Below are 24,408 nucleotides of genomic sequence, written 5' to 3'. Positions count from 1 at the left end.
GTGGAGACAAAGACAATGCAGGAGACAGACACAGCCATGCAGGCCCTCGGCCAGGTGGCAGAGGGGAGCAGGCCCCGCTACCGAGAGCTGGAGTTCGGCGTGCGCAGCATCCAGGTCAGGGAGGCAGGCGACGGCACTTTCTACGTGCGCTCCGACCAGGCGCTGGCAGAGCACGCAGCGCGCATGACCGACAGGCTGGTGCACTGGGCGAAGACCACGCCGCAGCAGACCTTCATCGCCCAGCGGCAGCGGTTGGCCGACGGCAGCACAGGAGACTGGCAACGCATCAGCTATGCCCAGACGCTGGCAGCGGCGCGCAGCATTGCACAGTCCTTGCTGGACAGAAAGCTCTCGGCAGAGCGTCCCGTCATCATCCTCAGCGAGAACGATCTGGATCATGCCATGCTGGCCATGGGCTGCCTGTATGCAGGCGTGCCCTATTGCTCGGTCTCCACGGCCTATTCACTGGTCAGCACCGACTACGCCAAGCTGCGCCATGTGGTCGACACGCTCACGCCCGGCCTGATCTTTGCCGCCGATGCTGCGCGCTATGACAAGGCGGTACGTGCCGTGCTGCCCGAGGGCTGTGAGGTGGTGTACCGCCAGCCGGCCGTCGATGCCCAGACCTGCACCCTGTTTGCCGACCTGCTTGCGACCGAGCACACGGCTGCGGCGGATGCCGCCATGCAGGCCACCGGGCCAGACACCATCACCAAGTTCCTGTTCACCTCGGGATCGACCAAGCTGCCCAAGGCCGTCATCAACACCCATGGAATGTGGTGCGCCAACCAGCAGCAGATTGCCCAGACCATGCCCGATATGGTCAAAGGCCCGCCCGTGCTGGTGGACTGGCTGCCCTGGAATCACACTTTCGGCGGCAACAAGAACATCGGCCTCGCGCTCTATCACGGCGGCACTGTCTATATCGACGAGGGCAAGCCTACGGCGGCGGGCATTGCCGAGACGCTGCGCAATCTGCGCGAGATCTCTCCCACCGTTTACTTCAACGTACCCACGGGCTTCGAATACATCGCCCGTGCCATGGAGAGCGATGCGCAGTTGCGCAGCAGCCTGCTCAAGCGCGTCAAGATGTTCTTCTACGCCGGAGCCTCTCTGGCGCAGCCCGTCTGGGATAGCCTGCACCGCACGCAGGAGGCCGAGTGTGGCGAGCGCATCGTGATGGGAACCGGCCTGGGCATGACCGAGTCCTCGCCATCGGCCCTGTTCATCAACCGTCCCGACGTGCGTTCCGGGGACCTGGGCGTACCGGTGCCGGGTCTGGAGCTCAAGCTGGCGCCCGTGGATGGCAAGCTGGAGGTTCGCTATCGCGGCCCGAACGTCACGCCCGGCTATTGGCGCGCGCCTGAAGCGACGCAGGAGGCGTTTGACGAGGACGGATATTTCCGCACCGGCGACGCCGTGCAGTGGCGCGACCCGCAGGATCGAAACCAGGGCCTGCGCTTCGATGGCCGCATTGCCGAAGACTTCAAGCTGGCCACGGGCACATTCGTCAACGTGGGGCCGTTGCGCGCCAGGATCATTCACGCGGGCGCCCCCTATATTCAGGACGTGGTGCTGACCGGCCTGGATCGCAAGGAGGTCGGTGCCATCGTTTTCGGGACCCCGGCCTGTGCGGCCTTGAGCGGTCTGGAAGCGGGGGCGACGCTGGAGCAGATCATGCACAGCGAGCCCGTGCAGCAGCATTTGCAGACGGTTCTGAACCAGCTGGCGCAGACGGCAACTGGCAGTGCCACCCGCATTGCGCGTGCGGTGGCTGCGGTCAAGCCGCCATCGCTGGACCTGGGCGAGGTTACGGACAAGGGCTCCATCAACCAGCGCGCCGTGCTCCAGCATCGCGCCGATGTGGTGACCGGCCTGTATGACGAAACGCTGGCCTTGATCCTGAAGCCCAATCTCTGAGCCAGAACAGGCTTGAGCCCGATAACAGAAAGCGCAAGCAGCTTTTGAAAGGATAGTGATATGCAAGTTCAGGATCAGATTGCCATCGTGACCGGGGGAGCCTCGGGCCTCGGCGAAGCCACGGCGCGTGCACTGGCTGCCGCGGGGGCAAGGGTTGCCGTGCTGGATCGCCAGCTCGACAAGGCCAAGGTGGTGGCTGCCGAGATCGGCGGACTGGCGCTGGAGTGCGATATCTGCGATGCGGCCAGCGTCACGGCTGCGCTGGATGCCGTGCGCGAGCAATGGGGTGGCGATGCGCGCATTCTCATGAATGTGGCCGGCATCGGTACGGCCAAGCGCGTGATCGGCCGCGACGGCGAGCCCGCGCCGCTGGAAGACTTTGAGCGCGTGATTCGCGTCAACCTTGTCGGCAGCTACAACATGACGCGACTGTTTGCCGCACGCTGCGCCAAGCTGGCAGCGCTGGAGGACGGTGCTCGTGGTGTGATTCTCTATACCGCCTCGGTGGCTGCCTTTGACGGCCAAGTGGGGCAGCAGGCTTACAGCGCATCCAAGGGCGGCCTGGTCGGCATGACGCTGCCCATGGCGCGTGATCTGGCCCAGCACGGCATTCGTGTCTGCACCGTGGCTCCAGGCCTGTTCGCCACACCGTTGATGAAGGAATTGCCCGAGCCTGTGCAGCAGTCGCTGGCGGCATCCATTCCCTTTCCTTCGCGCCTGGGCAAGCCTTCGGAGTTTGCAGATCTGGCCGTGCATATCGTGCACAACGATCATCTCAATGGCGAGGTGATTCGCCTGGATGGTGCGCTGCGCATGGCACCTCGGTAAGTGTTAACCCCTGAGGCACTCTGCGCCTTCCCCCAAGGGGGATGACACCATCGCTGCGGGGCTGCCCTTGCTCGATGTCTCTGGCCTGGAGAGTGCCAGAGCCAGCTCAGTGCCAAAGATTGAGGCAGGTATTGATTCCACAGGACCGAAGAGTCCGTATTTCAAGCAGGAGACAAGTCATGCAAGGTCGTCGCAATTTCGTCAAAGGACTGGGCGCTGGCGCAGCGCTGGCCGCATTCGGCGGCATCGTCAGCCGCAGTGCTTATGCCCAGGGTGGAGGCCCGCTGGAGCAGGTTCGCATTCTCTACGGCTTTCCGGCAGGCAGCGCGGGGGACTCGGTGGCTCGCCGTGTGGCCGAAAAAATGGGTGGCAGCAGCTACACCAGAAATATGGGCGTGGTGGAAAACAAGCCCGGTGCCGGCGGCCGCATCGCGTTGGAGAGCCTGCGCAATGCCGTGGGGGACGGCTCGGTGATTGCATTGTCCCAGGTCTCGGCCTTCTCCATCTACCCGCATATCTACAGCAAGCTGACCTATCAGGCCAAGGATTTCGAGCCGATCTCGATTGGAGCCATCATGCACCACGGTCTGGCCGTCGGTCCCGCCGTGCCGGCCGAGGTCAAGACGCTCAAGGATTTTCTGGCCTGGTGCAAGAGCAACCCCGACAAGGCCAGCTTCGGCAGCCCCGGTGCCGGCAGTCAGCCGCATCTGCTGGGGGCGCTGCTGAGCCTGCGCTCCGGCGTCAGGCTCAGCCATGCGCCTTATCGTGGCATGGCCCCTGGTGTCTCGGACGTCGTGGGCGGACAGATCGCCGCCATCATGGGGCCTTGCGGCGACTATCTGAGCTATTACAAGGCCGGCAAGCTGCGCGTGCTGGCCACCAGCGGGCCGCAGCGCAATCCCTATCTGCCCAATGTGCCCACGTTTGCCGAGCAGGGCTTTGCCGATCTGACGGCCGAAGAATGGTTCGGCTTCTACGCCAATGCCAGGACACCGGCCGAAGTGCGTGCACGCGCCCATGCGGCCATCACGGCAGCGCTCAAGAGCGACGTGCTCAAGGAAAGTCTGGGTGTAGTCGGCCTGATTGCCACCAGCTCCACACCCGAGGAAATGGCCCGTTCGCAGCAGGCCGAGTTCGAGCGCTGGGGACCGCTGGTCAAGCAGATCGGTTTTACAGGCGATTCCTGATGACCCCTCGGTATCGAATAGCATTCGGGTCGGGATTTTTCAGACAGGCTCAAGCCTGCACATAGCGATCGAACAATAGAGGAGACAAACATGCAAGATCGTCGCAATTTCGTCAAAGGCCTGGGCGCTGGTGCCGCGCTGGCCGCATTCGGCGGCATCGCCGGCCGCAATGCTTATGCACAGGGCAGTGGACCGCTGGAGCAGGTGCGCATTCTGTACGGCTTCCCCGCAGGCAGCGCCGGTGACTCGGTGGCGCGACGCGTGGCGGAAAAGATCGGCGGCACCAGCTACTCCAAGAACATGGGCGTGGTGGAAAACAAGCCCGGTGCCGGCGGCCGCATCGCGCTGGAGAATCTGCGCAACTCCGTGGGCGATGGCTCGGTCATCGTGCTGTCCCAGGTCTCGGCCTTCTCCATCTACCCGCATATCTACAGCAAGCTGACCTATCAGGCCAAGGATTTCGAGCCGATCTCCATCGGAGCCATCATGCACCACGGTCTGGCTGTCGGTCCCGCCGTGCCGGCCGAGGTCAAGACGCTCAAGGACTTCCTGGCCTGGTGCAAGAACAACCCCGACAAGGCCAGCTTCGGCAGCCCCGGTGCCGGCACCCAGCCGCATCTGATCGGCTCCCTGCTCAGCCTGCGTTCGGGCATCAAGCTCAGCCATGTGCCTTATCGTGGCACGGCGCCTGCAGTGTCCGACCTGGCCGGTGGACAGATTGCTGCCGTGATGGGCCCCAGCGGCGACTTCCTGAGCTACTACAAGGCCGGCAAGCTGCGCGTGCTGGCCACCAGCGGTCCGCAGCGCAACCCCTATCTGCCCAATGTGCCCACGTTTGCCGAGCAGGGCTTTGCCGATCTGACGGCCGAGGAGTGGTTCGGCTTCTATGCCAATGCCAGGACGCCCGCCGAAGTGCGTGCACGCGCCCATGCTGCCATCACGGCAGCGCTCAAGAGCGAGGCTCTCAAGGAAAGCGTGGGTGTGGTCGGTCTGATTGCCACCAGCTCCACGCCCGAGGAAATGGCCCGTTCGCAGCAGGCCGAGTTCGAGCGCTGGGGCCCGCTGGTCAAGCAGATTGGGTTTACGGCTGATACCTGATCACCCCTGAGCCGCTTTGCGGCTTCCCCCTCTCTCGCTGCGCGGGAGGGGGACGATGCCCTCGCTGCGGGGCGGCCCTTGCTTGGCATCCCTGGCTTGGGCCGCGCTTCGGCATGAATGGGGCAGCCTTCAGAGATTTTTATTTGCTGCTTGGCAGCCGGTTTTGTATGTCCTATTTGCCCGCCAGTGCCGATAACGCGTTTCTTCTATTTGATGTGCTCAAGGCCGATGAGCAATTGCAGCGCCTGCCGGCGCATGTGGCAACAGACCGGGGGCTGATGCAGCAGGTGCTGGAGGAGGCCGGCAAATGGGTGGGCGAGGTCGTGGCGCCGCTGTCGCGTGAAGGCGATGAGGTCGGTGTGCAGTTTGCAGCGGGCAAGGTCACCACACCGCCTGGTTTTGCCCAGGCCTATCAGGACTTCTGGCAGGCTGGCTGGCCTGCACTGGCCTGTGCCGAGGAGGATGGAGGCCAGGGGCTGCCCTGGGTGCTGGAAGGCGTGCTCTATGAATGGCTGAGCGCTGCCAACCATGGCTGGACCATGGCACCGGGTCTGTTGCATGGAGCGTATGAGTGCCTCAAGCACCATGGCAGCGAGGCCTTGAAGAGCGTCTATCTGCCCAAGGTGGCTAGCGGCGAGTGGCTGGCAACCATGTGTCTGACGGAGGCCCATGCGGGCAGCGACCTGGGGCAGGTGCGCACGCAGGCCGTGCCGGCTGGCGAATCCGAGCTGGGCGAGCGCTTCGAGATCAGCGGCAGCAAGATTTTCATTTCGGGCGGCGAGCATGATCTGAGCGCGAACATCGTGCATCTGGTGCTGGCGCGTCTGCCCGGGGCCCCTGCAGGGCCCAGGGGCCTGTCGCTGTTTCTCGTGCCCAAGCTATTGTCAGATGGCGAGCGCAACAGCGTGGTCTGCGAGCGCATCGAGGAGAAAATGGGCCTGCACGGCAGCCCCACCTGCGTGATGCGCTTTGATGCAGCTTCCGGCTGGCTGATCGGTCAGCCCGGAGCGGGCCTGAACGCCATGTTTGTCATGATGAATGCCGCGCGTCTGCATGTGGCGCTGCAGGGCATAGGTTTGCTGGATGCGGCATGCCAGAAGGCCCATGCCTATGCGCTGGAACGCCGCCAGATGCGTGCACCGGGGGCGGTGCCGGCCTCGCGTGGCCCGAATGATGCAGCGGATCTGATCATCGAGCATCCGGCCATTCGCCGTACGCTCGATCTGCAGCGCGCCTGGGTGGATGGCGGGCGTGTGCTCGCCTACCAGACCGGTATTTATCTCGATGTGGCGCGACATGCCGAAGATGCCAAGACATGTGATCAGGCCCAGCAATGGTGCAGTCTGATCACCCCCGTCCTCAAGGCGGCCTGGACCCAGCAGGCGTTCGATGGTTCCAGCGCCTGTCTGCAGGTATTCGGTGGCCACGGCTATATCCGCGAGTGGGGCATAGAACAGATCGTGCGCGATTCGCGCGTGGCCATGATTTACGAAGGCACGAATGAAATTCAGGCCATCGACCTGCTGGTGCGCAAGGTGTTGCCGGACGGTGGTCAGGCCATGGGGCAATGGCTGCTGACTTTGCGCAACAGCCTGGATGCAAGTCGGACGCTGGATGCAGAAGTGCTGCGCTGCCTGGCCCAGCTGCGCTACTTCACCACGGTGCTGGCGCAGGCCTGCAAGGAAGATGACACCCTGGCCTGGCGCGTGGCCGACGACTATCTGCGCTGCGTGGCCGTGGTACTGCTGGGCTGGGCGTGGGCACGTATTGCGGCCACGGCGGGGGGCGATAGTGAGCGCTGGCGAGGCCCCTGCAAGCAGGTGCAGCAGCGCATATTGCCCGAAATGGACTGGCGTCTGACTCTGATGAAGGCGCAGTGGGCGCAGGCTTCCGTCGTACATGGCAACCAGCTCTTCACCTCCGCGCATTGATCTAAATGGCTGCAAGATGCGAGCAATGCCGGCACAATTGCAGTCTTTTCATCGCGCTCCTGGATTGCTCTTTTGCCTTCGAAGTTGACATCGCCAATGCTCGCTCACAAGACTGCTGAACCAGACTCCAAACCTGCACGCTCTTTGCGCGGCACGCGCTCCAGAGAGGCCGGCTCGGACGTTCCGGGCTCGGGGCAGGAGCCCAGGGACAGTGCCGAGGTTTTTGCCGTCGATCAGGTCAATGCCAGCTTTCTGGAGTCCCTGCTGGGCTACAACGCCAGGCGCGCCTCGCTGGCTCTGGTGGGGGTCTTCATGCGCTGCATGGAGCGTTTTGACCTCAAGATCGTCGAGTTCTCCGTGCTGTCTCTGGTGGGCAGCAATCCGGGCATCACCTCGCGCCAGCTCTGTCAGCAACTGGCCGTGCTGCCGCCGAATATGGTGGGCATGATCGATGCGCTGGGCAAACGCGGCTTTCTGGAGCGGCGTCCGCACCCGCGCGACGGGCGCGCCACAGGGCTGTACCTGACCGCCGCCGGGGGCGAACTGGTGGACACCGCCGAGCCCGAGCTCAAGAGCAGCGAGACCCGTGCCATCTCGCATCTGAGTGCTGCCGAGCAGGTGCAGCTCATGGAGTTGCTGCAAAAGCTGTATCGCTGATCCCATGGCATGGCGCAGATCCTGCGCCCGGCGCGATAATGTGCGGCATCATGCAGATTCGCTTTACCAAGATGCAAGGTGCGGGCAACGACTTTGTCGTACTCGACGAAACCCAGGCTCGCCTGGGCTTGAGCACCGCCCAGTACCGCTACCTGGCCAATCGTCACTTTGGCGTGGGTGCCGACCAGATCCTGACGGTGCGTCCGGCTCCCGCAGAGGGCGTGGACTTTGAATATGTCATCCACAACGCCGACGGTGGCGAGGTCGAGCAGTGCGGAAACGGCGCACGCTGTTTTGCGCGCTATGTGCATGACAAGGGTCTGACCGACAAGAGCGTGATTCGCGTACAGACCCTTTCGGGCATCATTGCCCCCGAAATTCATGGCAATGGCCGCGTCACGGTCGATATGGGTGCGCCTCAGCTGGATCCGGCCAAGGTGCCGTTCACGACCGGCGGTCTGGAGCCAGAAGCCTTGGGGTCAACACAAAAATGGCCTCTGACACTCGACACGCCTTTGCAGCCAGCTACAGTCTGGATAGCAGCCGTTTCCATGGGCAATCCACATGCGGTGCAACTGGTGGACGATGTGAATGCCGCTTTGGTGGAGTTGCACGGCCCGTTGATCGAGAACCATGCCCGTTTTCCTCAGCGTGTGAACGCCGGCTTCATGCAGATCCTCAACCGCGGTGAAGTCCGCTTGCGTGTCTATGAACGCGGTGCCGGCGAGACCCTGGCCTGCGGTACGGGGGCTTGTGCCGCCGTGGTGGCCGGCATTGGCTGGGGCTTGCTCGACCAGCGCGTCGATGTGCATACCCGCGGTGGTCTGCTTACCATTGAATGGGCTGGCGGTGCGCAGGATCGCGTGCGCATGACAGGCCCTGCCGAATTTGTTTTTGAAGGCCAGATCGACATACCTGATACTTTATGAACAGCTTGACCGATACCGCCATGACCGAAGAGTCGATTGCCGATTACCTCCAGGAAAACCCCGATTTCTTCGAGCGCCACGCCGAGATGCTGACGGGCGTGCGTTTGATCAGCGGCCACGGCCCACGTGCCGTCAGCCTGCAGGAACGTCAGGCCGAGATGTTGCGCGAAAAGATCAAGGGTCTGGAGCATCGCATCATGGACATGGTGCGCCATGGCAGCGAGAACGCATCCATCGCCAACAAGATTCACCAGTGGACCCATGCCCTGGTCAAGGTGCAGGACCTGCGCGAGCTGCCCCATGCGCTAACCGCCAGCCTGCAGCACACGTTTGATGTACCCCAGGTCGCACTGCGTCTGTGGAATGTGGCGGGCGCGCACAGCGGCACCGTCTACACCATGGGAGTGAGCGATGATGCCAAGGCCTTTGCCTCGTCTCTGACCATGCCGTTCTGCGGCCCCAATATGGGCTTCGAACCCGTGACCTGGCTGCCCAACCCCAATGCTGTGCAGTCGGTCGCGCTGCTGACCCTGCATGACGGTGCCATGGACAGCACTTCCAACGCCTTTGGCATGCTGGTGCTGGGCTCGCCCGACCCGCTTCGCTTCGATGCCACCATGGGCCTTGAATTCCTTTCACGCATCTCCGAGCTGGCCAGTGCATCGCTCTCGCGCATGCGCGCTCCTGCGCTGACGCTGGCGCACGGCTGAGGCTGCAAAAGGGTGTAGATGCCGATGCAAGAGCGCGAGCAGCCCTCTTTTGAGGAGCAGTACGCGCAGCTTCCGGAAGTTGTCCATAGCTATCTGGAGCATGTGCGTGTGCAAAAGCGCCTGGCCGAGCGCACGCATACGCTGTATGCGCTGGACCTGATCAAGCTGCAGAGCTTTGCGCAGGCGGCAGCTCAGGAGCTTTTGACGCTGCAGCCATCGCATATCCGCCGCTTTGCTGCGCAAATGCATGGCGCCGGCCGCAGTGCACGCGGCATCGCACTGATTCTCTCGGGCTGGCGCAGCTTCTTTCGCTGGGCGGCCCAGCGGGAGCTGGTGCCTTTCAATCCCGTGGAGGGCGTGCGCGGCCCCAAGGCTGCCAAGCCCCTGCCCAAGGCACTGGCTGTGGACGACGCCGTGCAACTGGCCAGTTTTCAGAACCCCGAAGCTGATCCGTGGATGGAGGCGCGCGACGTCGCGATGACCGAGCTGCTCTACAGCTGCGGCCTGCGTGTGGCCGAACTGGTGGGGCTGGATCTGCGGCCCGACCAGCAGAGTCGGCATGAAGGCAGGGGGTGGATCGACCTGGAGGCGGGCGATGCCCACGTTCAGGGCAAGGGCAGCAAGCGACGCATCGTGCCCGTGGGGCGCATGGCGATCCTGGCCTTGCAGCGCTGGCTGGCGCTGCGCAGCAGCGCGCTGGTCGGGGCCGCACAGCTCAAGGCACAGGATGAAGCAGCCTTGTTCGTCGGCCGCCGGGGCGAGCGGCTCGGCGCCCAGTCGGTCTGGTCACGTCTCAAGCGGCGAGGCCAGCAGGCGGGGCTTGCGACTGGCGTGCATCCGCATGTGCTGCGTCATTCCTTTGCCAGTCATATGCTGCAGTCCAGTGGCGATCTGCGTGCCGTACAGGAGCTGCTCGGGCATTCCAGCATTGCCACCACGCAGATATATACGCGGCTGGATTTCCAGCATCTGGCCCAGGCTTATGAAAAAGCCCACCCGCGTGCGCAGCGCAGCAGTGTCGGCGAGACGTCCGGCCCATTGCGCAAGCCGGACGACGAAGAACAAGACTGAAGAATCCTGATTTGATAGCGTGAAATGATTATTGGGTAATTGATGGAGGCGATTTCTTGCTGAAATTTCTGCCGTCCCTGCTGCCCATGCGCGCTTGAAAGCACCGCTACACTCCCCAGCTGTTATCACCGGAGCGCGCATAGGGATGCGCCGCCCGTGTTTTTTGGACAGCCGCATGTGGCGGCTGGCCGCAGCAAGAGGTTTCAACGCATGGCTCTCATTCCAGTCACCATCCTCACGGGCTTTCTGGGCTCGGGCAAGACCACGCTGCTCAAGCGCGTGCTGCACGAATCCCACGGCATGAAGATTGCCGTGATCGAGAACGAGTTCGGCGAGGAGAACATCGACACCGATATTCTCAAGACCGAATCCAAAGAACAGATTCTGCAGATGAGCAACGGCTGCATCTGCTGCACCATCCGTGAAGACCTGCGCGAGGCTTTGCAGTTGCTGGCTGCCAAGCGCCGCAAGGGACTGGTGGACTTCGACCGCATCGTGATCGAGACTACCGGCCTGGCAGACCCCGGCCCCGTGGCCCAGACCTTCTTCATGGATGACGAGATCGCCGAGACCTATCTGATCGACTCCATCATCACATTGGTGGATGCCAAGCATGCCAATCAGCAGCTCGACGACCGCCAGGAAGCGCGCCGCCAGGTGGGCTTTGCCGACCAGATGTTCCTGTCCAAGACCGATCTCGTGACGGATGCGGAAAAGGAGGCGCTGATCCATCGCCTCAAACATATGAACCCTCGTGCGCCCATCCGTGCCGTTCATTTTGGCGATGTGCCCCTGAGCGAAGTGTTCGACCTGCGTGGCTTCAACCTGAACGCCAAGCTGGACATCGACCCTGATTTCCTCAAGGAAGATGATCACGACCACGATCATCACGACCACAGCGCTTGCGACCATGACCATGGCCAATGCGAGCACGATCATGAACATCAGCACGACGAGCATTGCGGCCACGATCACCATGACCACGAGCATGGCGAGCACTGCAATCACCCGCACCACCATCATCACGACGATGACGTGAAGAGCTTTGTCTACCGCGCCGATCGCGCGTTCGACCCGGCCAAGCTGGAAGACTTTCTGGGCGCCATCGTCAATATCTACGGCCCCAAGATGCTGCGCTACAAGGGCGTGCTCGACATGAAGGGCACCAGCCGAAAGGTCATCTTCCAGGGCGTGCACCAGCTCATGGGCAGCGATCTGGGGCCCGAGTGGGAAGCCGATGAAAAGCGAGTCAGCAAAATGGTCTTCATCGGCATCGACCTGCCGCAGGACATTCTTCGCCAGGGACTGGATCAATGCCTGGTGTAAACCCTTGGTTTGGGGGCTGTTTCGGCGAAAGCTAACGGTTTGCTGACAATGACTGACGGCCTGCCAAGCAGGCCGTTTTGTTTGTCTGTTATTTCTCGCAAACTGACCGAAACAGGCGCAGGCTTTGTTGCAAATTGTGGGGTATGTGCAACGGAGCCGGGCTGGGGGGACTGGCGTGGCTACAATGCCGGCCCTAAAGAGGGTGTTGGAGCAATCCGGCCCTGCAAGGGCTCTGTACTGTAAGGAGACAGGACGTGACCGCTGTGAAAAGTAATCTGCCCAAGGCTGCAGCCAAAGCTGCGTCAGCGGCTGTGCACCCCCGCAGCGTCGAGACCTCTTTGGTGGACGCCGCGTTGGACAACCCGGTGCTGGTACCTGCAGCAGCGGGAGAATCTTCCAAATCGTCCAGATCCAAGCGTTCTGCATCGCCTCCAGCGCGGCAGCCTGAAACAGATGTTCCGCCCCTGGCAGCTTCGGCAGCCAGGGCAGCGGCAACCATGAGAGATACGAAAGCAATGACCAACACAAAGCAAGCTGTGCCCAAGAAAGATCCCAAGCTGGCCAACGCCTGGAAGACCAAGTCGGTAGAGGAGCTGACCGATGCTGAAGTGCTGGCCATGTCTGATGACGATTACATGAACGACGCCCAGCTGGCCTACTTCCGTCGCAAGCTGGTCGCGCTCAAGAACGATATGCATGTGAATGCGGGCGAGACTGCGGAAAACCTGCGTGAAGACACCGTCGTGGTGCCCGATCCTGCCGATCGTGCCACCATTGAGGAAGAGCACGCTCTCGAGCTGCGCACCCGTGACCGCGAGCGCAAGCTGCTCAAGAAGATCGATCAGTCCATTGCCCGCATTGATGCAGGTGACTACGGCTACTGTGACGAGACCGGCGAGCCCATCGGTGTGGGACGACTGCTGGCTCGCCCCACGGCTACACTGTCGCTGGAAGCCCAGCAGCGCCGTGAACTCAAGCAGAAGATGTACGGCGATTGATCTGCGTCAGGCGTTGGAGGGGCTGCAGGCAGCAAAGTAGAGGACCATGGCAAAAGAAGAAAACAAGTCGGGAGGGTTGCTGTCCAAGGTGGTGCGTTTTGTGCGCCACCCGACCGTGAATTGGTCCGACTTGGAGAATCTCAACCAGGACAGCGAAGAAAGTCAGTACAGCAAGCAGGCGCTCAAGGAAATGCTGGAGCGCAAGCGCCAGAACGACTTTGTGCGAAAGCGTGAGTTTGACCAGCTGCGCAAGCTGCGCCAGGCTCAGTTGTCCAAGACGGCGGTGACTGCCAGGGCTCCACTCGAGACGCTGACCCCACTAGCGCCTTCCGCTTTTTTGCAGACTGCCCAAAGCTCCGTGCCGGGCGAGCGCGCAGAAACCATCAAGAAGATCGACGAGATCGAAGCGCAGATGGCCCAGCAATGGTGGCGCGGCAAGCTGGCCGCTGATGCCGCGACCATGCCGCTGCAACTGCCTGAGGGCGGAGGCAGCATGCCTTCGGTATTTAAAAGCCAGCCGCTTTCGATCAGCACGCTGCCTCTGCTTCAGGATGTGCTGCCAAGCGATCTGGAACTGCCGCCATCAAGTCGACTGGGCAATCCTGTGGCTTTGCCGGGCCTGCGTGGCGAGACAGACTTTTCGCCGGCGTTTGCCACGACCGAGGTCTCGGCTCCAACCGATATCAACATGGTTCCGCCATCCTTTGCGCGCTTCGAGCATGATGCTGCGCTTGAGGACGCAGCGATTGTGTTTGCCAGCGGTGACAACGTCGCAGCCGAGACCAGTCTCAAGGCCTTGATCGCCGAGCGTGCTCAGGATACGCCGGCGCAGTTGCAGGTCTGGCTGGCACTGCTGGATATGTACCGCGCAGCAGGCATGCAGGCTCAGTTTGAAGACGCAGCCATGGACTTTGTGGCGCGTTTCGGTCGTTCGGCCCCGCAATGGTTTGTGATGCCGCAGCAGGCGGGCAGGCTTGGCGAAACCGCGCCGGATGCCACAGCAGTGCAGACCGGCGTTCGCTGGCAGGCTCCTGTGCATTTGGATGAGCCTGCTTTCAAGGCGCTGCTGGCAAGCAAGGCGCGCAGCGCCGGCAGCTCTGTCATGGACTGGAGCGCCCTGGAGAGCCTCGACCCCGGTGTGAAGAAGCCGCTGCTGGATGCGACCCAGCGATGGGCCGACGAAAAAGGATCACTGGTCTTTGCCGGACATGAAAGATTGCAGGCCGTACTCAGCAAGCACACCCCTTCCGGTGATCGCGCCGTTGATCAGGACTGGTGGTATTTGCGTCTGGCCATGCAGCGCCTGATGCATCTGCAGGACGAATTTGAGCTGACGGCGCTGGACTATTGCGTGACCTACGAGTTGTCTCCACCCTCGTGGGACGATCCAGTCTGTGCATACTCGAATGAAGGGCAGGCGCAGAACCTGCGTGCCAAAGATAGCCGGCTCCTGGGGCCGGAGACGATTCAGCCAGGCATGCTCTGGAAGGAGCATCAGCCGCGTTTTGCGCTGCAAGGCGTGATCGACGGCGATGCATTGCCCTGGCTGGCCGAGGTTCAGGAAAAGGCCAAGCTTGGCGAAGCCATTGCCATTGACTGCACGCGCCTGGTACGCATGGACTTTGCTGCCGCAGGCTCGGTGCTGAACTGGGCTGCGCAGATGCAGGAGCTGGGCCACGTGTTGCAGTTCAGTCAGTTGCACCAGTTGCTTGCGGTGTTCTTCAATGTTGTTGGCGTTCAGGAGCATGCACAGGTGATTCCAAGACGGGACTAGCTCCCTGAGTGGCTGTGCAGCATCTCCGAAGAGGGCTGCGTCTCTGGCTGGAGCTGGGCTGTTTTGAGGCCTTGTCCACGGCAAGCGCTGCAAATTTAATTTTTCTGGACCTCTTGAGGTCGATCTTGCCTGCCCCCATCTGCCCCAGATGGAACAGTTTCACGGCACCACCATTTTGAGCGTGCGCCGCCAGACTCCCGAGGGCGTGCAAGTCGCCATCGGCGGTGATGGTCAGGTCACATTGGGCAATATCGTCATCAAGGGCACGGCGCGCAAGGTGCGCAAGCTCTATCACGGCAAGGTGCTGGCGGGCTTTGCGGGGGCAACCGCAGATGCCTTCACGCTGTTCGAGCGCTTCGAGGCCAAGCTGGAAAAACACCAGGGCAACCTGACCCGCGCCGCGATCGAGCTGACCAAGGAGTGGCGTACCGACCGTGTGCTGCGCAAGCTCGAAGCCATGCTGGCAGTCGCCGATGCTACGACCTCGCTCATCATCACCGGCAATGGCGACGTTCTGGAGCCCGAACAGGGCATCGTGTCCATCGGCTCCGGCGGTGCCTATGCGCATTCTGCCGCCAAGGCCTTGCTGAACAATACCGAGCTGTCGGCTGAGGATGTGGTGCGCAAATCCCTGGCGATTGCCGGCGAGCTGTGCATCTACACCAATATGAATCACACGATCGAGACGCTGTAAGCACCTCGACTATCCGAATTGATAGCTGCTGGCGCTTTATGGATGGGCGCTAGAAGCATATTTGACTGAGAATTCACATGTCTTCTGCCATGACTCCCCAGGAGATCGTCTCCGAGCTGGACAAGCACATCGTCGGCCAGCATGGTGCCAAGCGCGCGGTGTCGATTGCCTTGCGCAATCGCTGGCGCCGCCAGCAGGTGCCCGAGGGCCTGCGCCAGGAAATCACGCCCAAGAACATTCTGATGATAGGCCCTACGGGCGTGGGCAAGACGGAGATCGCGCGCCGCCTGGCAAAGCTCGCCGATGCCCCCTTCATCAAGGTCGAGGCGACCAAGTTCACCGAAGTGGGCTATGTGGGCAAGGATGTGGATGCCATCATCCGCGATCTGGCCGAGGTTGCCGTCAAGCAGACGCGCGAGTCGGACATGAAGAAGATGCGCGCCCGCGCCGAAGATGCTGCCGAGGAGCGCATTCTCGATGTGCTGATCCCGCAGGCCCGCACCGGTGAAGTACCGGCAGACAATACGGCGCGTCAGGTTTTTCGCAAGAAGTTGCGTGAAGGTCAGCTCGACGACAAGGAAATCGAGATCGACATCGCCGAGCAGATGCCTCAGGTGCAGATCATGGGCCCCCAGGGCATGGAGGAGATGGCCGAGCAACTGCGCGGCATGTTCAGCCACATGGGCCAGGAAAAGCGCAAGACGCGCAAGCTCAAGATCGCCGAGGCCCTGAAGCTGCTGACCGATGAGGAAGCCGCAAAGATGGTCAATGAGGAAGACGTCAAGACCCGCGCCATTGCCAATGCCGAGCAAAACGGCATTGTCTTCATCGACGAAATCGACAAGGTGGCGACGCGCCAGGAAACCAGTGGCTCCGATGTATCGCGTCAGGGTGTGCAGCGTGACCTGCTGCCCTTGGTCGAAGGCACCAGCGTCTCGACCAAGTACGGTGTGGTCAAGACTGACCACATTCTGTTCATCGCCTCGGGTGCTTTCCACCTGTCCAAGCCCAGCGACCTGATTCCCGAGCTGCAGGGGCGCTTTCCCATTCGCGTGGAACTGGAATCTCTGTCGGTACAGGACTTCGAGGCGATTCTGATGCAGACTCACGCCTCCCTGGTCAAGCAGTATCAGGCGCTGCTGGCGACCGAAGGCGTGACTCTGGAGTTCAAGCCAGAGGGCATCACGCGTCTGGCGACGATTGCCTTTGACGTCAACGAGAGTACCGAGAACATCGGTGCGCGGCGCCTGTCCACAGTGATGGAGCGTCTGCTTGACGAGGTCAGCTTCGATGCTGCCAAGCTTTCGGGACAGACCGTGGTGATCGATGCAGCCTATGTGGATCAGCGCCTGCAGATGCTGAGCAAGGATGAGGATCTGTCGCGCTTCATTCTTTGAAGAACTGAGCGCTTGAAGCGAGCTGCCCGCCTGTGCGGGCAGTTTGCATTTGTAGGAGAAGGTCGAGACTTAAATCAGTTCTTTCCATTGAATTGAATGGTTGCAATTGACGCTCCCTAATGAGAGTCCACTTGCATTGACTTTGCTAAGTGCTTGTAAAGGAAAGGTATTTTCAGAATAAGGCTTTTCTTTTTCTCTCTAAGTACTTGATTTCATTGCAAATAATTGTTCCTTCGGGTTTGGATTCACCTTGAATTGCTGATACAGTGCAAAAAAGTGCAATTAAGTGGTGAAAGTTGCCCTCGTGCCCATTTTTGGGGAACGAGCGGCTCCAGATGACCGGAGTAACTTGCCGTGTTTCAAGGGGCGTCTTCGCTGAATCTCGATGGAAAGGGGCGGCTCTCGGTGCCGACCCGGCATCGTGACGCCCTTTTGTCCTTGGCTGAGGGGCAGGTCACTTTCACCAAGCATCCCGATGGCTGTCTGTTGCTGTTTCCGCGCCCCGAGTGGCTGCAGTTTCGCGAACGTGTCGCGCAACTGCCGATCACGGCTCAGTGGTGGAAGCGGATTTTTCTGGGCAATGCCATGGATGCGGAGATGGATGCAACCGGTCGGCTGCTGATTTCGCCCGAGTTGCGTGAGGCCACAGGTCTGACCAAAGAGGTCTTGATGCTGGGCATGGGGGCGCATTTCGAGGTCTGGGACAAGGCCACTTATGAATTGCGCGAAGCGGAAGCGCGCCAGCAACCGATGCCGGCGGCTTTCCAGGATTTTGTTTTGTAGGAAGTGCTTGTGAATCAGCCGTTGCAACATATCACCGTCTTGCTGGATGAGGCCGTGGACGCCCTGCTGGGTGGTGCCGCCGAGCCGCCCGCCGGCCAGTGGGTCGATGCGACGTTCGGTCGAGGCGGTCATTCCCGGCTCATTTTGCAAAGGTTGGGGCCGGAGGGGCGCTTGATCGCGTTCGACAAAGACCCGGACGCAATTGCTGAGGCGGCGCGCATCACCGATGCGCGTTTTTCGATTCGGCATGAAGGATTTCGCCATCTGGGCGAACTGCCCGAAGGCAGTGTGCAGGGCGTGTTGATGGACCTGGGGGTGAGCTCGCCCCAGATCGACAACCCGGACCGGGGCTTCAGCTTCCGCTTTGATGGCCCCCTCGACATGCGCATGGACACCACGCGTGGTCAGAGCGTGGCCGAGTGGCTCGAAGACGCGGAAGTGCAGCAGATTGCGGAGGTGATACGTGACTACGGCGAAGAACGGTTTGCTGGCCCCATTGCAAAGGCGATTGTTGCTCGGCGCGAAAGCCAGGGCCCATTACGCACCACTGCCGAGCTGGCCCAACTCGTGGCTGGCGCGGTCAAGACCCGCGAGGCTGGGCAGAACCCGGCAACACGGACCTTCCAGGCTCTTCGGATTTTCATCAATGCCGAACTTCAGGAGCTTGAGCAAGCGCTAGAAGCCAGTCTGCGCGTGCTGGCCCCCGGCGGCCGTCTGGCCGTGATCAGCTTCCATTCGCTGGAAGATCGCATCGTCAAGCAGTTCATTGCCAAGCATTCCAAGGAGGTCTACGACCGCCGTGCACCGTTTGCGCCTCCCACGCCCATGCGTCTGAAGGCGCTGGAGCGCATCAAGCCCAGTGCTGCCGAGGTGGATGCCAATCCCCGTTCGCGTTCCGCCGTGATGCGCGTCGCCGAGCGCACCGAGGTGCCTGCATGATGCATCGCCATGCCGCTCTGCGCATGGCTGCGGGAGGGCTGCCATGCTGCGCATAAACCTGCTGCTGCTGCTGGCGGTCATGACCAGCGCCATTTTTCTGGTGCATACCCAGTATGAGTCGCGTCGCCTGTTCACCGAGCTGGACCGCGCCGAGGCAGAGGCGCGTCGGCTGGCGACCGATCAGCTGCGCTTGCAGGTAGAAAAGCGTGCTCAGGCCACGCCTCAGCGCATCGAGACCGTGGCGCGAGAAAAGCTGCAGATGAAGCCGGCATCCCCCGCAATCACCCAGTACGTGCAGGAGACTGCAGCGGGAGCGGCGCGATGACACGCAGCGTGCTCTACACCACCAGCCCTTTGCTGGCCTCCAAGACGCCGCTGTGGCGCAGCAAGTTCATTGTGGCTGCGCTGGCGCTGGGTTTTGTGGGCCTGGGTGCGCGTGCTGCCTATGTGCAGGTCTTCGGCAACGACTTCTTCAAGCGTCAGGGTTTGGTGCGCTTTGCGCGTACTCTGGAGCTGCCGGCCAACCGGGGCCGTTTGCTGGATCGCAACGGCCTGATCCTTGCCTCCAGCGTGCCGGCGGCCAGCATCTGGGCTATTCCCGAGGACGTGGATCTGAAGGATCCTGAAGTCCAGCAGAAGCTCAAGGAGGTGGCGCGCCTCATGGACATGCCGCTGCGCTCCCTGATGGAGAAGCTGGATGTCGAGGACAAGACCTTTGTCTGGGTCAAGCGTCAGCTGGACTGGGATGTAGGCCAGAAGATCGTGGCGCTCAATATCAAGGGCATCTACAACCGCAAGGAATACAAGCGCCAGTATCCCGAAGGGGAGTCGGCGGCGCATATCGTGGGCTTCACCAATGTGGAAGACCATGGTCAGGAAGGCATGGAACTGGCCTTTGACAAGGAGCTGGCCGGAAAGCCCGGTTCGCGTCGCGTGATCAAGGACCGCCTGGGCCGTGTGGTCGAAGGCGTGGGCGAGGAAGTGCCGCCGCAGGACGGCCAGGACATTCAGCTGTCCATCGACAGCAAGGTTCAGTACTACGCCTACCAGAAGCTCAAGCAGCAGGTGGAGTCGCAAAAAGCCAAGGCCGGCAGCGTGGTGGTGATGGATGCGCACACCGGCGAGCTGCTGGCCCTGGCGAACTATCCCAGCTATGACCCTGGCCATCGCAAGAACCTGACGGGCGAGCAGCTGCGCAATCGCGCGCTGACCGACACCTTCGAGCCCGGCTCGACCATGAAGCCCATCACCATTGCCACGGCACTGGAGCTCAAGCGCGTCAAGCCGTCCACCATCATCGATACCGCACCTGGCCGCTATACGGTGACGGGCTCCACGATCACCGACACGCACAACTACGGCGCGCTGACGGTGGAGGGCGTGATCCAGAAGTCCAGCAACGTGGGCGCGACCAAGGTCGCGCAAAGGCTCTCGCCCCAGGAGATGTGGGAGTACTTCAGTGCTCTGGGCTTTGGCCAGAAACCGCAGATTCAATTCCCGGGCGCGGTCTCGGGTCGTCTGCGTGCCTGGAAGACCTGGAAGCCCATCGAGCAGGCCACCATGTCCTATGGCTATGGCCTGTCGGCCTCGCTGTTCCAGATGGCGCGCTCCTACACCGTGTTCTCCAACGAGGGCAATGTCATTCCCTCGACGATTCTGAAAACGAACGAGCCTCCCGTGGGCGTGCGCGTGATCTCCAAGGAAAACGCAGAGGCGGTGCTGCACATGTTGCGCCTGGCCGCAGGCCCTGGTGGTACCGGCCAGAAGGCCCAGGCCGAGGGCTACACCATCGGCGGAAAATCGGGCACTGCCCGCAAGCAGGTGGGCAAGAGCTATGCCGCAGGCAAGTACCGCGCCTGGTTCACGGGCATCGCTCCCATCGACAAGCCGCGCATCATCGTGGCCGTGATGGTGGACGAGCCTACGGCCGGTTCCTACTACGGCGGCACGGTGGCCGGCCCGGTGTTTGCGGACGTGGTCCAGCAGACATTGCGTTTCATGGGCGTTCAGCCCGACAAGGAAGTCAAGCCTCAGATCGTGGCTGCACCCGCTGAGGAGCCTGTGCTATGAGCACCCAGATTCAAATCCTGAACAATGCAGCCGAGGCCGTTGCCTGGCTGCGCAGCCGTGTGCAGGGTGACCTGCAGACCGATAGCCGCAAGGTCAAGGCAGGCGATGCTTTTGTCGCCTGGCCCGGAGCAGCCGCTGATGGCCGAGCCTACGTGGGCAAGGCTCTGGAGCAGGGAGCTGCCGCCGTGCTGGTGGAGGCCGAAGGCTTGCAGGCCTTTGACCTGAGCGGCGACCGTATTGCCGCTCTCAAGGATCTGAAGGCCGCGACGGGACTGATTGCCGACCAATGGTTTGCTCATCCCAGTGGCGAGCTCGACGTGCTGGCCGTGACCGGCACCAATGGCAAGACCACCACAGCCTGGTGGCTGGCCCATGCGCTGGCCAAGGTGACGCTCAAGGCTCGCACCGGCTGTGCGCTGGTGGGCACCCTGGGCGTGGGCGTACCGCCTGCGCTGGAGTCTACGGGCATGACCACGCCGGACCCGGTGCTGCTGCAGCGCGTGTTCCGCAGCTACGCCGACCAGGGCCTCGCGGCCTGCGCCATCGAGGCATCGTCCATCGGCATCGTCGAGCACCGTCTGGATGGCAGCAAGATTCGCGTGGCTCTGTTCACCAATTTCACCCAGGACCACCTGGACTACCACGGCAGCATGGAGGCCTACTGGCAGGCCAAGGCCCAGCTGTTCGACTGGCCCGGCCTGCCGGCGGCCGTGGTCAATATCGATGACGCACACGGCGCCAGGCTCTGGGCCAGGCTGCAAGGCCGCGCAATGGATGTGTGGAGCGTCTCCATCCAGGGGCCGGCACGCCTGCAGGCCAAGGACATCGGTCTGGGCGACGAGGGCCTGAGCTTTACCGTGCTGGAAGCCGGTCACAGCCTGCGCATGAATACACGTCTGGTCGGTCAGTACAACGTCTCCAATCTGCTGGGGGTACTGGCCGCCCTGCGTTGCCTGGGCCTGACGCTGGAAGAGGCTGTGGCTGCCTGCGCCCATCTGGAGCCTGTGCCGGGTCGCATGCAGCAGATCGTCAAGCCCGGCCAGCCTCTGGTGGCCGTGGACTATGCCCACACACCCGATGCGCTGGAGAAAGCCCTGCGCGCCTTGCAGCCTGCGGCGCGCCAGCGTCAGGGCAAGCTGTGGTGCGTGTTCGGCTGCGGCGGCGACAGGGACAACAGCAAGCGCCCGTTGATGGGCCAGGCCGCCCAGGTGCATGCCGACAGCGTTTTCGTCACCAGCGACAACCCGCGCAGTGAAGTGCCCGAAAGCATCATCGACCAGATTCTGGCCGGCATGCAGGCGGGCGAGACATTGCATGTTCAGGCCGACCGCGCGGCGGCCATTGCCCAAGCCATTGCCCGTGCCGATGCGCGCGATGTGGTGCTGATTGCCGGCAAGGGACATGAGGACTATCAGGAGACGAAGGGCGTGCGCCATCCGTTCTCCGACATGGCTGAGGCGCAGAAGGCGCTCGCAGCCCGCGAAGGAAAGATCCGGTCATGATGACCCTGGCAAAAGCGCTGGAGCTGATCCAGACGCATATCCCCCAAGCCCGCCTGGTCGGCAACGGCCAGCTTGAACTTGCACGCGTGCACACCGACACGCGTACGCTGCAGGATGGGGACTTGTTCGTGGCCCTGAAGGGCGAGCGTTTTGACGCCCATGATTTTCTGCCTCAGGCGCAGACCTCCGGTGCCGTTGCTGCCATTGCCAGCCATGGGCTGGAGGCTGCAGGCATGGCCGGCATCGAAGTGCCGGATACGCTGCTGGCGCTGGGCGCGCTGGCGCGGGCCTGGCGCGCGCAGTTCGATCTGCCACTGATTGCCGTGACCGGCAGCAATGGCAAGACCACGGTCACGCAGATGATCGCGTCCATCCTGCGCGCGCATGTGGGCGGGCAGGGCGAGGCAGCGCTGGCCACGCGTGGCAATTTCAACAACTCCATCGGCATGCCGCTGAACCTGTTGCGCATGACGGGCGCGCATCGCATTGCGGTGCTGGAGATGGGCATGAACCACCCCGGCGAGATTGCCGAGCTGGCTGCCATCGGCCAGCCCACGGTGGCTCTGGTCAACAACGCTCAGCGCGAACACCAGGAATTCATGGGTACGGTGGAAGCCGTGGCGCGTGAAAACGGTTCGGTGCTGCGCTTTCTGCCCAAGGACGGCGTGGCCATCTTCCCAGCTGGAGATGAATACACGCCGCTGTGGACCGAGCTGAGCGCCGGTCGCCCCTGCCTGATGTTTGGCGAGGCGGTTGCCGGTGCCCAGGTTTTTGCTGGCGATGTGGTCTGGGCCGACGGCGCCTGGAGTTTTGCGCTGAACACCCCGCAAGGCGTGGCTGCCGTGCAGCTGCATATTGCCGGCCGCCACAATGTGCGCAATGCACTGGCTGCAGCTGCCTGCGCCCATGCCGCCGGCGTGCCTTTGCTTGCCATTGCACAGGGGCTTTCCGGCTTCGAGCCTGTGACGGGTCGCTCGCGCGCACTGGCTGTGCAGATCAATGGTCAAGGCGTTACGGTGGTTGATGACAGCTATAACGCCAACCCCGACTCGGTTGCTGCCGCCATTGAGGTGCTGGCCGAGCTGCCCGCGCCGCAGTTGCTGGTGCTGGGCGACATGGGGGAGGTCGGCGATAGCGGCCCCCAATTCCATGCTGAGGCCGGTGCGCTGGCGCAGCAGGCAGGTATTGCCCATTTCTTTGCTCTGGGTGACCAGAGCGCGTTTGCGGCCTCTGCCTTTGGCAGTGGCGCTAGGCATTTTGATAGCATGGCCGCCCTTCAGCAGGCGGTGTGCGCAGTTTTACCCAAGGTAGGTAGCGTGTTGGTCAAGGGTTCGCGGTTCATGAAGATGGAGCAAGTGGTGCAGAGCATTGAGGCCTGCGCAGACAAGAAGCAGGGCAACTGCGAGGAGGCCGCATGCTGCTGATGCTTGCTCAATGGCTGCAGGGAATCTCGCCGGAGTTCGGCTTCCTGCGCGTCTTCCAGTATCTGACTCTGCGTGCCGTGCTGGCCGCCGTCACCGCCTTGCTGATCGGTCTGTGGATCGGCCCAAAGGCCATCCGCATGCTGACCGCACTCAAGATCGGCCAGCCCGTGCGTGGCTATGCGATGGAGACCCATCTGGTCAAGAGCGGCACGCCGACCATGGGTGGGGTGCTGATTCTGTTCTCGATTGCCGTGTCCACCTTGCTGTGGTTTGACCTGTCCAACCGCTTTGTCTGGATTGTGCTGCTGGTCACGCTGGGCTTTGGTGCGATTGGCTGGGTGGACGACTGGCGCAAGGTCGTCAACAAGGACCCCGAGGGCATGCGCTCGGGCGAGAAGTATTTCTGGCAGTCCGTCATCGGTCTGCTGGCCGCCCTGTATCTGGTGTTCTGCATCTCGGAGAACAGCAATGCCGAGGTGTTTGCGCTGTTCGTCTCCTGGGTGCAGTCGGGCTTTTCCATGGACCTGCCGCCCAAGGCCGGCCTGATGGTGCCCTTCTTCAAGGAAGTCAGCTATCCGCTGGGCGTGCTGGGCTTCATCGTCATGACCTATCTGGTCATCGTGGGCGCCAGCAATGCCGTGAACCTGACCGACGGCCTCGACGGTCTGGCCATCATGCCCGTCATCATGGTGGGCACAGCCCTGGGCATCTTCGCCTATGTGACCGGCAACGCCACCTATGCGCGCTATCTGCTCTTTCCCAGCATCCCCGGCACGGGTGAGCTGATGGTGTTCTGCGGCGCCATGGCGGGCGCCGGTCTGGCCTTTCTCTGGTTCAACGCACACCCCGCCCAGGTCTTCATGGGCGATGTGGGTGCGCTGGCGCTGGGCGCTGCTCTGGGCACGATTGCCGTAATCGTGCGCCAGGAAATCGTGCTGGCCGTGATGGGCGGCATCTTTGTGGCGGAAGCCATCTCGGTGATGCTGCAGGTGACTTACTTCAAGTACACCAAGAAGCGCTATGGAGAGGGCCGCCGCCTGCTGAAGATGGCGCCGCTGCACCACCACTTTGAAAAGAGCGGCTGGAAGGAGACCCAGGTCGTGATCCGCTTCTGGATCATCACCATGCTGCTGTGCCTGCTGGGCCTGTCCACCCTGAAGCTGAGGTAAT

21 protein-coding genes are annotated in these 24,408 nt (G+C 62.2%); all 21 read left to right on the top strand.

All coding sequences use genetic code 11. From position 1 onward, the window contains the following. Nucleotides 1–15 precede the first annotated feature (15 nt). The 21 genes from F0P97_RS23850 (at nucleotide 16) to mraY (ending at nucleotide 24,407) form a co-directional block, all read left to right on the top strand. Nucleotides 16–1,920, top strand: a complete 1,905-nt coding sequence (locus F0P97_RS23850) for a feruloyl-CoA synthase (RefSeq protein WP_182284589.1) — start codon at nucleotides 16–18, stop codon at nucleotides 1,918–1,920. A gap of 60 nt (nucleotides 1,921–1,980) precedes the next feature. Continuing rightward, complete coding sequence (locus F0P97_RS23845; RefSeq protein ID WP_003081161.1) at nucleotides 1,981–2,748, top strand: SDR family NAD(P)-dependent oxidoreductase; 768 nt, start codon at nucleotides 1,981–1,983, stop codon at nucleotides 2,746–2,748. A gap of 179 nt (nucleotides 2,749–2,927) precedes the next feature. After that, a complete protein-coding gene (locus F0P97_RS23840) occupies nucleotides 2,928–3,935 on the top strand; it encodes a Bug family tripartite tricarboxylate transporter substrate binding protein (RefSeq protein ID WP_182284588.1) in 1,008 nt (335 codons plus the stop codon). A gap of 90 nt (nucleotides 3,936–4,025) precedes the next feature. Beyond that, nucleotides 4,026–5,033 (top strand): Bug family tripartite tricarboxylate transporter substrate binding protein, encoded by a 1,008-nt coding sequence (locus tag F0P97_RS23835; protein WP_182284587.1) that lies wholly within the window; start codon nucleotides 4,026–4,028, stop codon nucleotides 5,031–5,033. 167 nt (nucleotides 5,034–5,200) lie between these two features. After that, a complete protein-coding gene (locus F0P97_RS23830) occupies nucleotides 5,201–6,964 on the top strand; it encodes an acyl-CoA dehydrogenase family protein (RefSeq protein WP_182284586.1) in 1,764 nt (587 codons plus the stop codon). Nucleotides 6,965–7,060: 96 nt separating this feature from the next. After that, nucleotides 7,061–7,621, top strand: coding sequence for a MarR family winged helix-turn-helix transcriptional regulator (locus F0P97_RS23825; protein WP_182284585.1), 561 nt, complete (start codon nucleotides 7,061–7,063; stop codon nucleotides 7,619–7,621). A gap of 50 nt (nucleotides 7,622–7,671) precedes the next feature. After that, on the top strand, nucleotides 7,672–8,550 hold the full coding sequence (gene dapF / locus F0P97_RS23820; RefSeq protein WP_182284584.1) for a diaminopimelate epimerase: 879 nt from the start codon (nucleotides 7,672–7,674) through the stop codon (nucleotides 8,548–8,550). Beyond that, a complete protein-coding gene (locus F0P97_RS23815; protein WP_003069020.1) occupies nucleotides 8,547–9,260 on the top strand; it encodes a DUF484 family protein in 714 nt (237 codons plus the stop codon). The genes dapF and F0P97_RS23815 overlap by 4 nt, the downstream gene beginning before the upstream one ends. Before the next feature lie 24 nt (nucleotides 9,261–9,284). Then, complete coding sequence (locus F0P97_RS23810; RefSeq protein ID WP_182287305.1) at nucleotides 9,285–10,331, top strand: tyrosine recombinase XerC; 1,047 nt, start codon at nucleotides 9,285–9,287, stop codon at nucleotides 10,329–10,331. Nucleotides 10,332–10,541: 210 nt separating this feature from the next. Further along, on the top strand, nucleotides 10,542–11,657 hold the full coding sequence (locus tag F0P97_RS23805; protein WP_182284583.1) for a CobW family GTP-binding protein: 1,116 nt from the start codon (nucleotides 10,542–10,544) through the stop codon (nucleotides 11,655–11,657). Between the two features lie 254 nt (nucleotides 11,658–11,911). Continuing rightward, complete coding sequence (gene dksA / locus F0P97_RS23800) at nucleotides 11,912–12,655, top strand: RNA polymerase-binding protein DksA (protein ID WP_182284582.1); 744 nt, start codon at nucleotides 11,912–11,914, stop codon at nucleotides 12,653–12,655. A 46-nt stretch (nucleotides 12,656–12,701) separates the two neighbouring features. Next, on the top strand, nucleotides 12,702–14,429 hold the full coding sequence (locus tag F0P97_RS23795; RefSeq protein WP_182284581.1) for an STAS domain-containing protein: 1,728 nt from the start codon (nucleotides 12,702–12,704) through the stop codon (nucleotides 14,427–14,429). A gap of 148 nt (nucleotides 14,430–14,577) precedes the next feature. Beyond that, the gene (hslV, locus tag F0P97_RS23790) at nucleotides 14,578–15,123 is read left to right on the top strand and encodes an ATP-dependent protease subunit HslV (protein ID WP_182284580.1); all 546 of its coding nucleotides are present in this window, start codon (nucleotides 14,578–14,580) and stop codon (nucleotides 15,121–15,123) included. A 77-nt stretch (nucleotides 15,124–15,200) separates the two neighbouring features. After that, nucleotides 15,201–16,520, top strand: a complete 1,320-nt coding sequence (gene hslU, locus F0P97_RS23785; protein WP_182284579.1) for an ATP-dependent protease ATPase subunit HslU — start codon at nucleotides 15,201–15,203, stop codon at nucleotides 16,518–16,520. Between the two features lie 354 nt (nucleotides 16,521–16,874). Continuing rightward, nucleotides 16,875–17,303, top strand: a complete 429-nt coding sequence (gene mraZ, locus F0P97_RS23780; RefSeq protein WP_182284578.1) for a division/cell wall cluster transcriptional repressor MraZ — start codon at nucleotides 16,875–16,877, stop codon at nucleotides 17,301–17,303. A 9-nt stretch (nucleotides 17,304–17,312) separates the two neighbouring features. Next, complete coding sequence (gene rsmH, locus F0P97_RS23775) at nucleotides 17,313–18,242, top strand: 16S rRNA (cytosine(1402)-N(4))-methyltransferase RsmH (protein WP_182284577.1); 930 nt, start codon at nucleotides 17,313–17,315, stop codon at nucleotides 18,240–18,242. Nucleotides 18,243–18,285: 43 nt separating this feature from the next. Beyond that, the gene (gene ftsL, locus F0P97_RS23770) at nucleotides 18,286–18,567 is read left to right on the top strand and encodes a cell division protein FtsL (protein WP_182284576.1); all 282 of its coding nucleotides are present in this window, start codon (nucleotides 18,286–18,288) and stop codon (nucleotides 18,565–18,567) included. After that, entirely contained in the window at nucleotides 18,564–20,312 is a 1,749-nt protein-coding gene (locus F0P97_RS23765) for a peptidoglycan D,D-transpeptidase FtsI family protein (protein WP_182284575.1), read from the top strand. Before ftsL ends, F0P97_RS23765 begins: the two co-directional genes overlap by 4 nt. Beyond that, the gene (locus F0P97_RS23760) at nucleotides 20,309–21,814 is read left to right on the top strand and encodes a UDP-N-acetylmuramoyl-L-alanyl-D-glutamate--2,6-diaminopimelate ligase (protein WP_182284574.1); all 1,506 of its coding nucleotides are present in this window, start codon (nucleotides 20,309–20,311) and stop codon (nucleotides 21,812–21,814) included. The genes F0P97_RS23765 and F0P97_RS23760 overlap by 4 nt, the downstream gene beginning before the upstream one ends. After that, complete coding sequence (locus F0P97_RS23755) at nucleotides 21,811–23,238, top strand: UDP-N-acetylmuramoyl-tripeptide--D-alanyl-D-alanine ligase (RefSeq protein WP_182284573.1); 1,428 nt, start codon at nucleotides 21,811–21,813, stop codon at nucleotides 23,236–23,238. Before F0P97_RS23760 ends, F0P97_RS23755 begins: the two co-directional genes overlap by 4 nt. Further along, nucleotides 23,229–24,407: a phospho-N-acetylmuramoyl-pentapeptide-transferase gene (gene mraY, locus F0P97_RS23750; RefSeq protein ID WP_003068985.1), complete on the top strand. Its 1,179-nt coding sequence runs from the start codon at nucleotides 23,229–23,231 to the stop codon at nucleotides 24,405–24,407. Before F0P97_RS23755 ends, mraY begins: the two co-directional genes overlap by 10 nt. The last annotated feature ends 1 nt before the right edge of the window (nucleotide 24,408 follow it).

This window comes from Comamonas testosteroni, from assembly GCF_014076415.1.
Lineage (GTDB): Bacteria > Pseudomonadota > Gammaproteobacteria > Burkholderiales > Burkholderiaceae_C > Comamonas > Comamonas testosteroni_F.
The sequence above is the reverse complement of the archived record's forward strand: the minus strand, read 5'-3'. Positions and strand labels throughout refer to the sequence as shown.

Excerpts from the sequence above, each read along its gene's own strand:
- F0P97_RS23850 (WP_182284589.1), top strand. The coding sequence starts at position 16 with ATGCAGGAGACAGACACAGCCATGCAGGCCCTCGGCCAGGTGGCAGAG.
- F0P97_RS23845 (WP_003081161.1), top strand. The coding sequence starts at position 1,981 with ATGCAAGTTCAGGATCAGATTGCCATCGTGACCGGGGGAGCCTCGGGC.
- F0P97_RS23840 (WP_182284588.1), top strand. The coding sequence starts at position 2,928 with ATGCAAGGTCGTCGCAATTTCGTCAAAGGACTGGGCGCTGGCGCAGCG.
- F0P97_RS23835 (WP_182284587.1), top strand. The coding sequence starts at position 4,026 with ATGCAAGATCGTCGCAATTTCGTCAAAGGCCTGGGCGCTGGTGCCGCG.
- F0P97_RS23830 (WP_182284586.1), top strand. The coding sequence starts at position 5,201 with ATGTCCTATTTGCCCGCCAGTGCCGATAACGCGTTTCTTCTATTTGAT.
- F0P97_RS23825 (WP_182284585.1), top strand. The coding sequence starts at position 7,061 with ATGCTCGCTCACAAGACTGCTGAACCAGACTCCAAACCTGCACGCTCT.
- dapF (WP_182284584.1), top strand. The coding sequence starts at position 7,672 with ATGCAGATTCGCTTTACCAAGATGCAAGGTGCGGGCAACGACTTTGTC.
- F0P97_RS23815 (WP_003069020.1), top strand. The coding sequence starts at position 8,547 with ATGAACAGCTTGACCGATACCGCCATGACCGAAGAGTCGATTGCCGAT.
- F0P97_RS23810 (WP_182287305.1), top strand. The coding sequence starts at position 9,285 with ATGCAAGAGCGCGAGCAGCCCTCTTTTGAGGAGCAGTACGCGCAGCTT.
- F0P97_RS23805 (WP_182284583.1), top strand. The coding sequence starts at position 10,542 with ATGGCTCTCATTCCAGTCACCATCCTCACGGGCTTTCTGGGCTCGGGC.
- F0P97_RS23795 (WP_182284581.1), top strand. The coding sequence starts at position 12,702 with ATGGCAAAAGAAGAAAACAAGTCGGGAGGGTTGCTGTCCAAGGTGGTG.
- hslV (WP_182284580.1), top strand. The coding sequence starts at position 14,578 with ATGGAACAGTTTCACGGCACCACCATTTTGAGCGTGCGCCGCCAGACT.
- hslU (WP_182284579.1), top strand. The coding sequence starts at position 15,201 with ATGTCTTCTGCCATGACTCCCCAGGAGATCGTCTCCGAGCTGGACAAG.
- ftsL (WP_182284576.1), top strand. The coding sequence starts at position 18,286 with ATGCTGCGCATAAACCTGCTGCTGCTGCTGGCGGTCATGACCAGCGCC.
- F0P97_RS23765 (WP_182284575.1), top strand. The coding sequence starts at position 18,564 with ATGACACGCAGCGTGCTCTACACCACCAGCCCTTTGCTGGCCTCCAAG.
- F0P97_RS23760 (WP_182284574.1), top strand. The coding sequence starts at position 20,309 with ATGAGCACCCAGATTCAAATCCTGAACAATGCAGCCGAGGCCGTTGCC.
- F0P97_RS23755 (WP_182284573.1), top strand. The coding sequence starts at position 21,811 with ATGATGACCCTGGCAAAAGCGCTGGAGCTGATCCAGACGCATATCCCC.
- mraY (WP_003068985.1), top strand. The coding sequence starts at position 23,229 with ATGCTGCTGATGCTTGCTCAATGGCTGCAGGGAATCTCGCCGGAGTTC.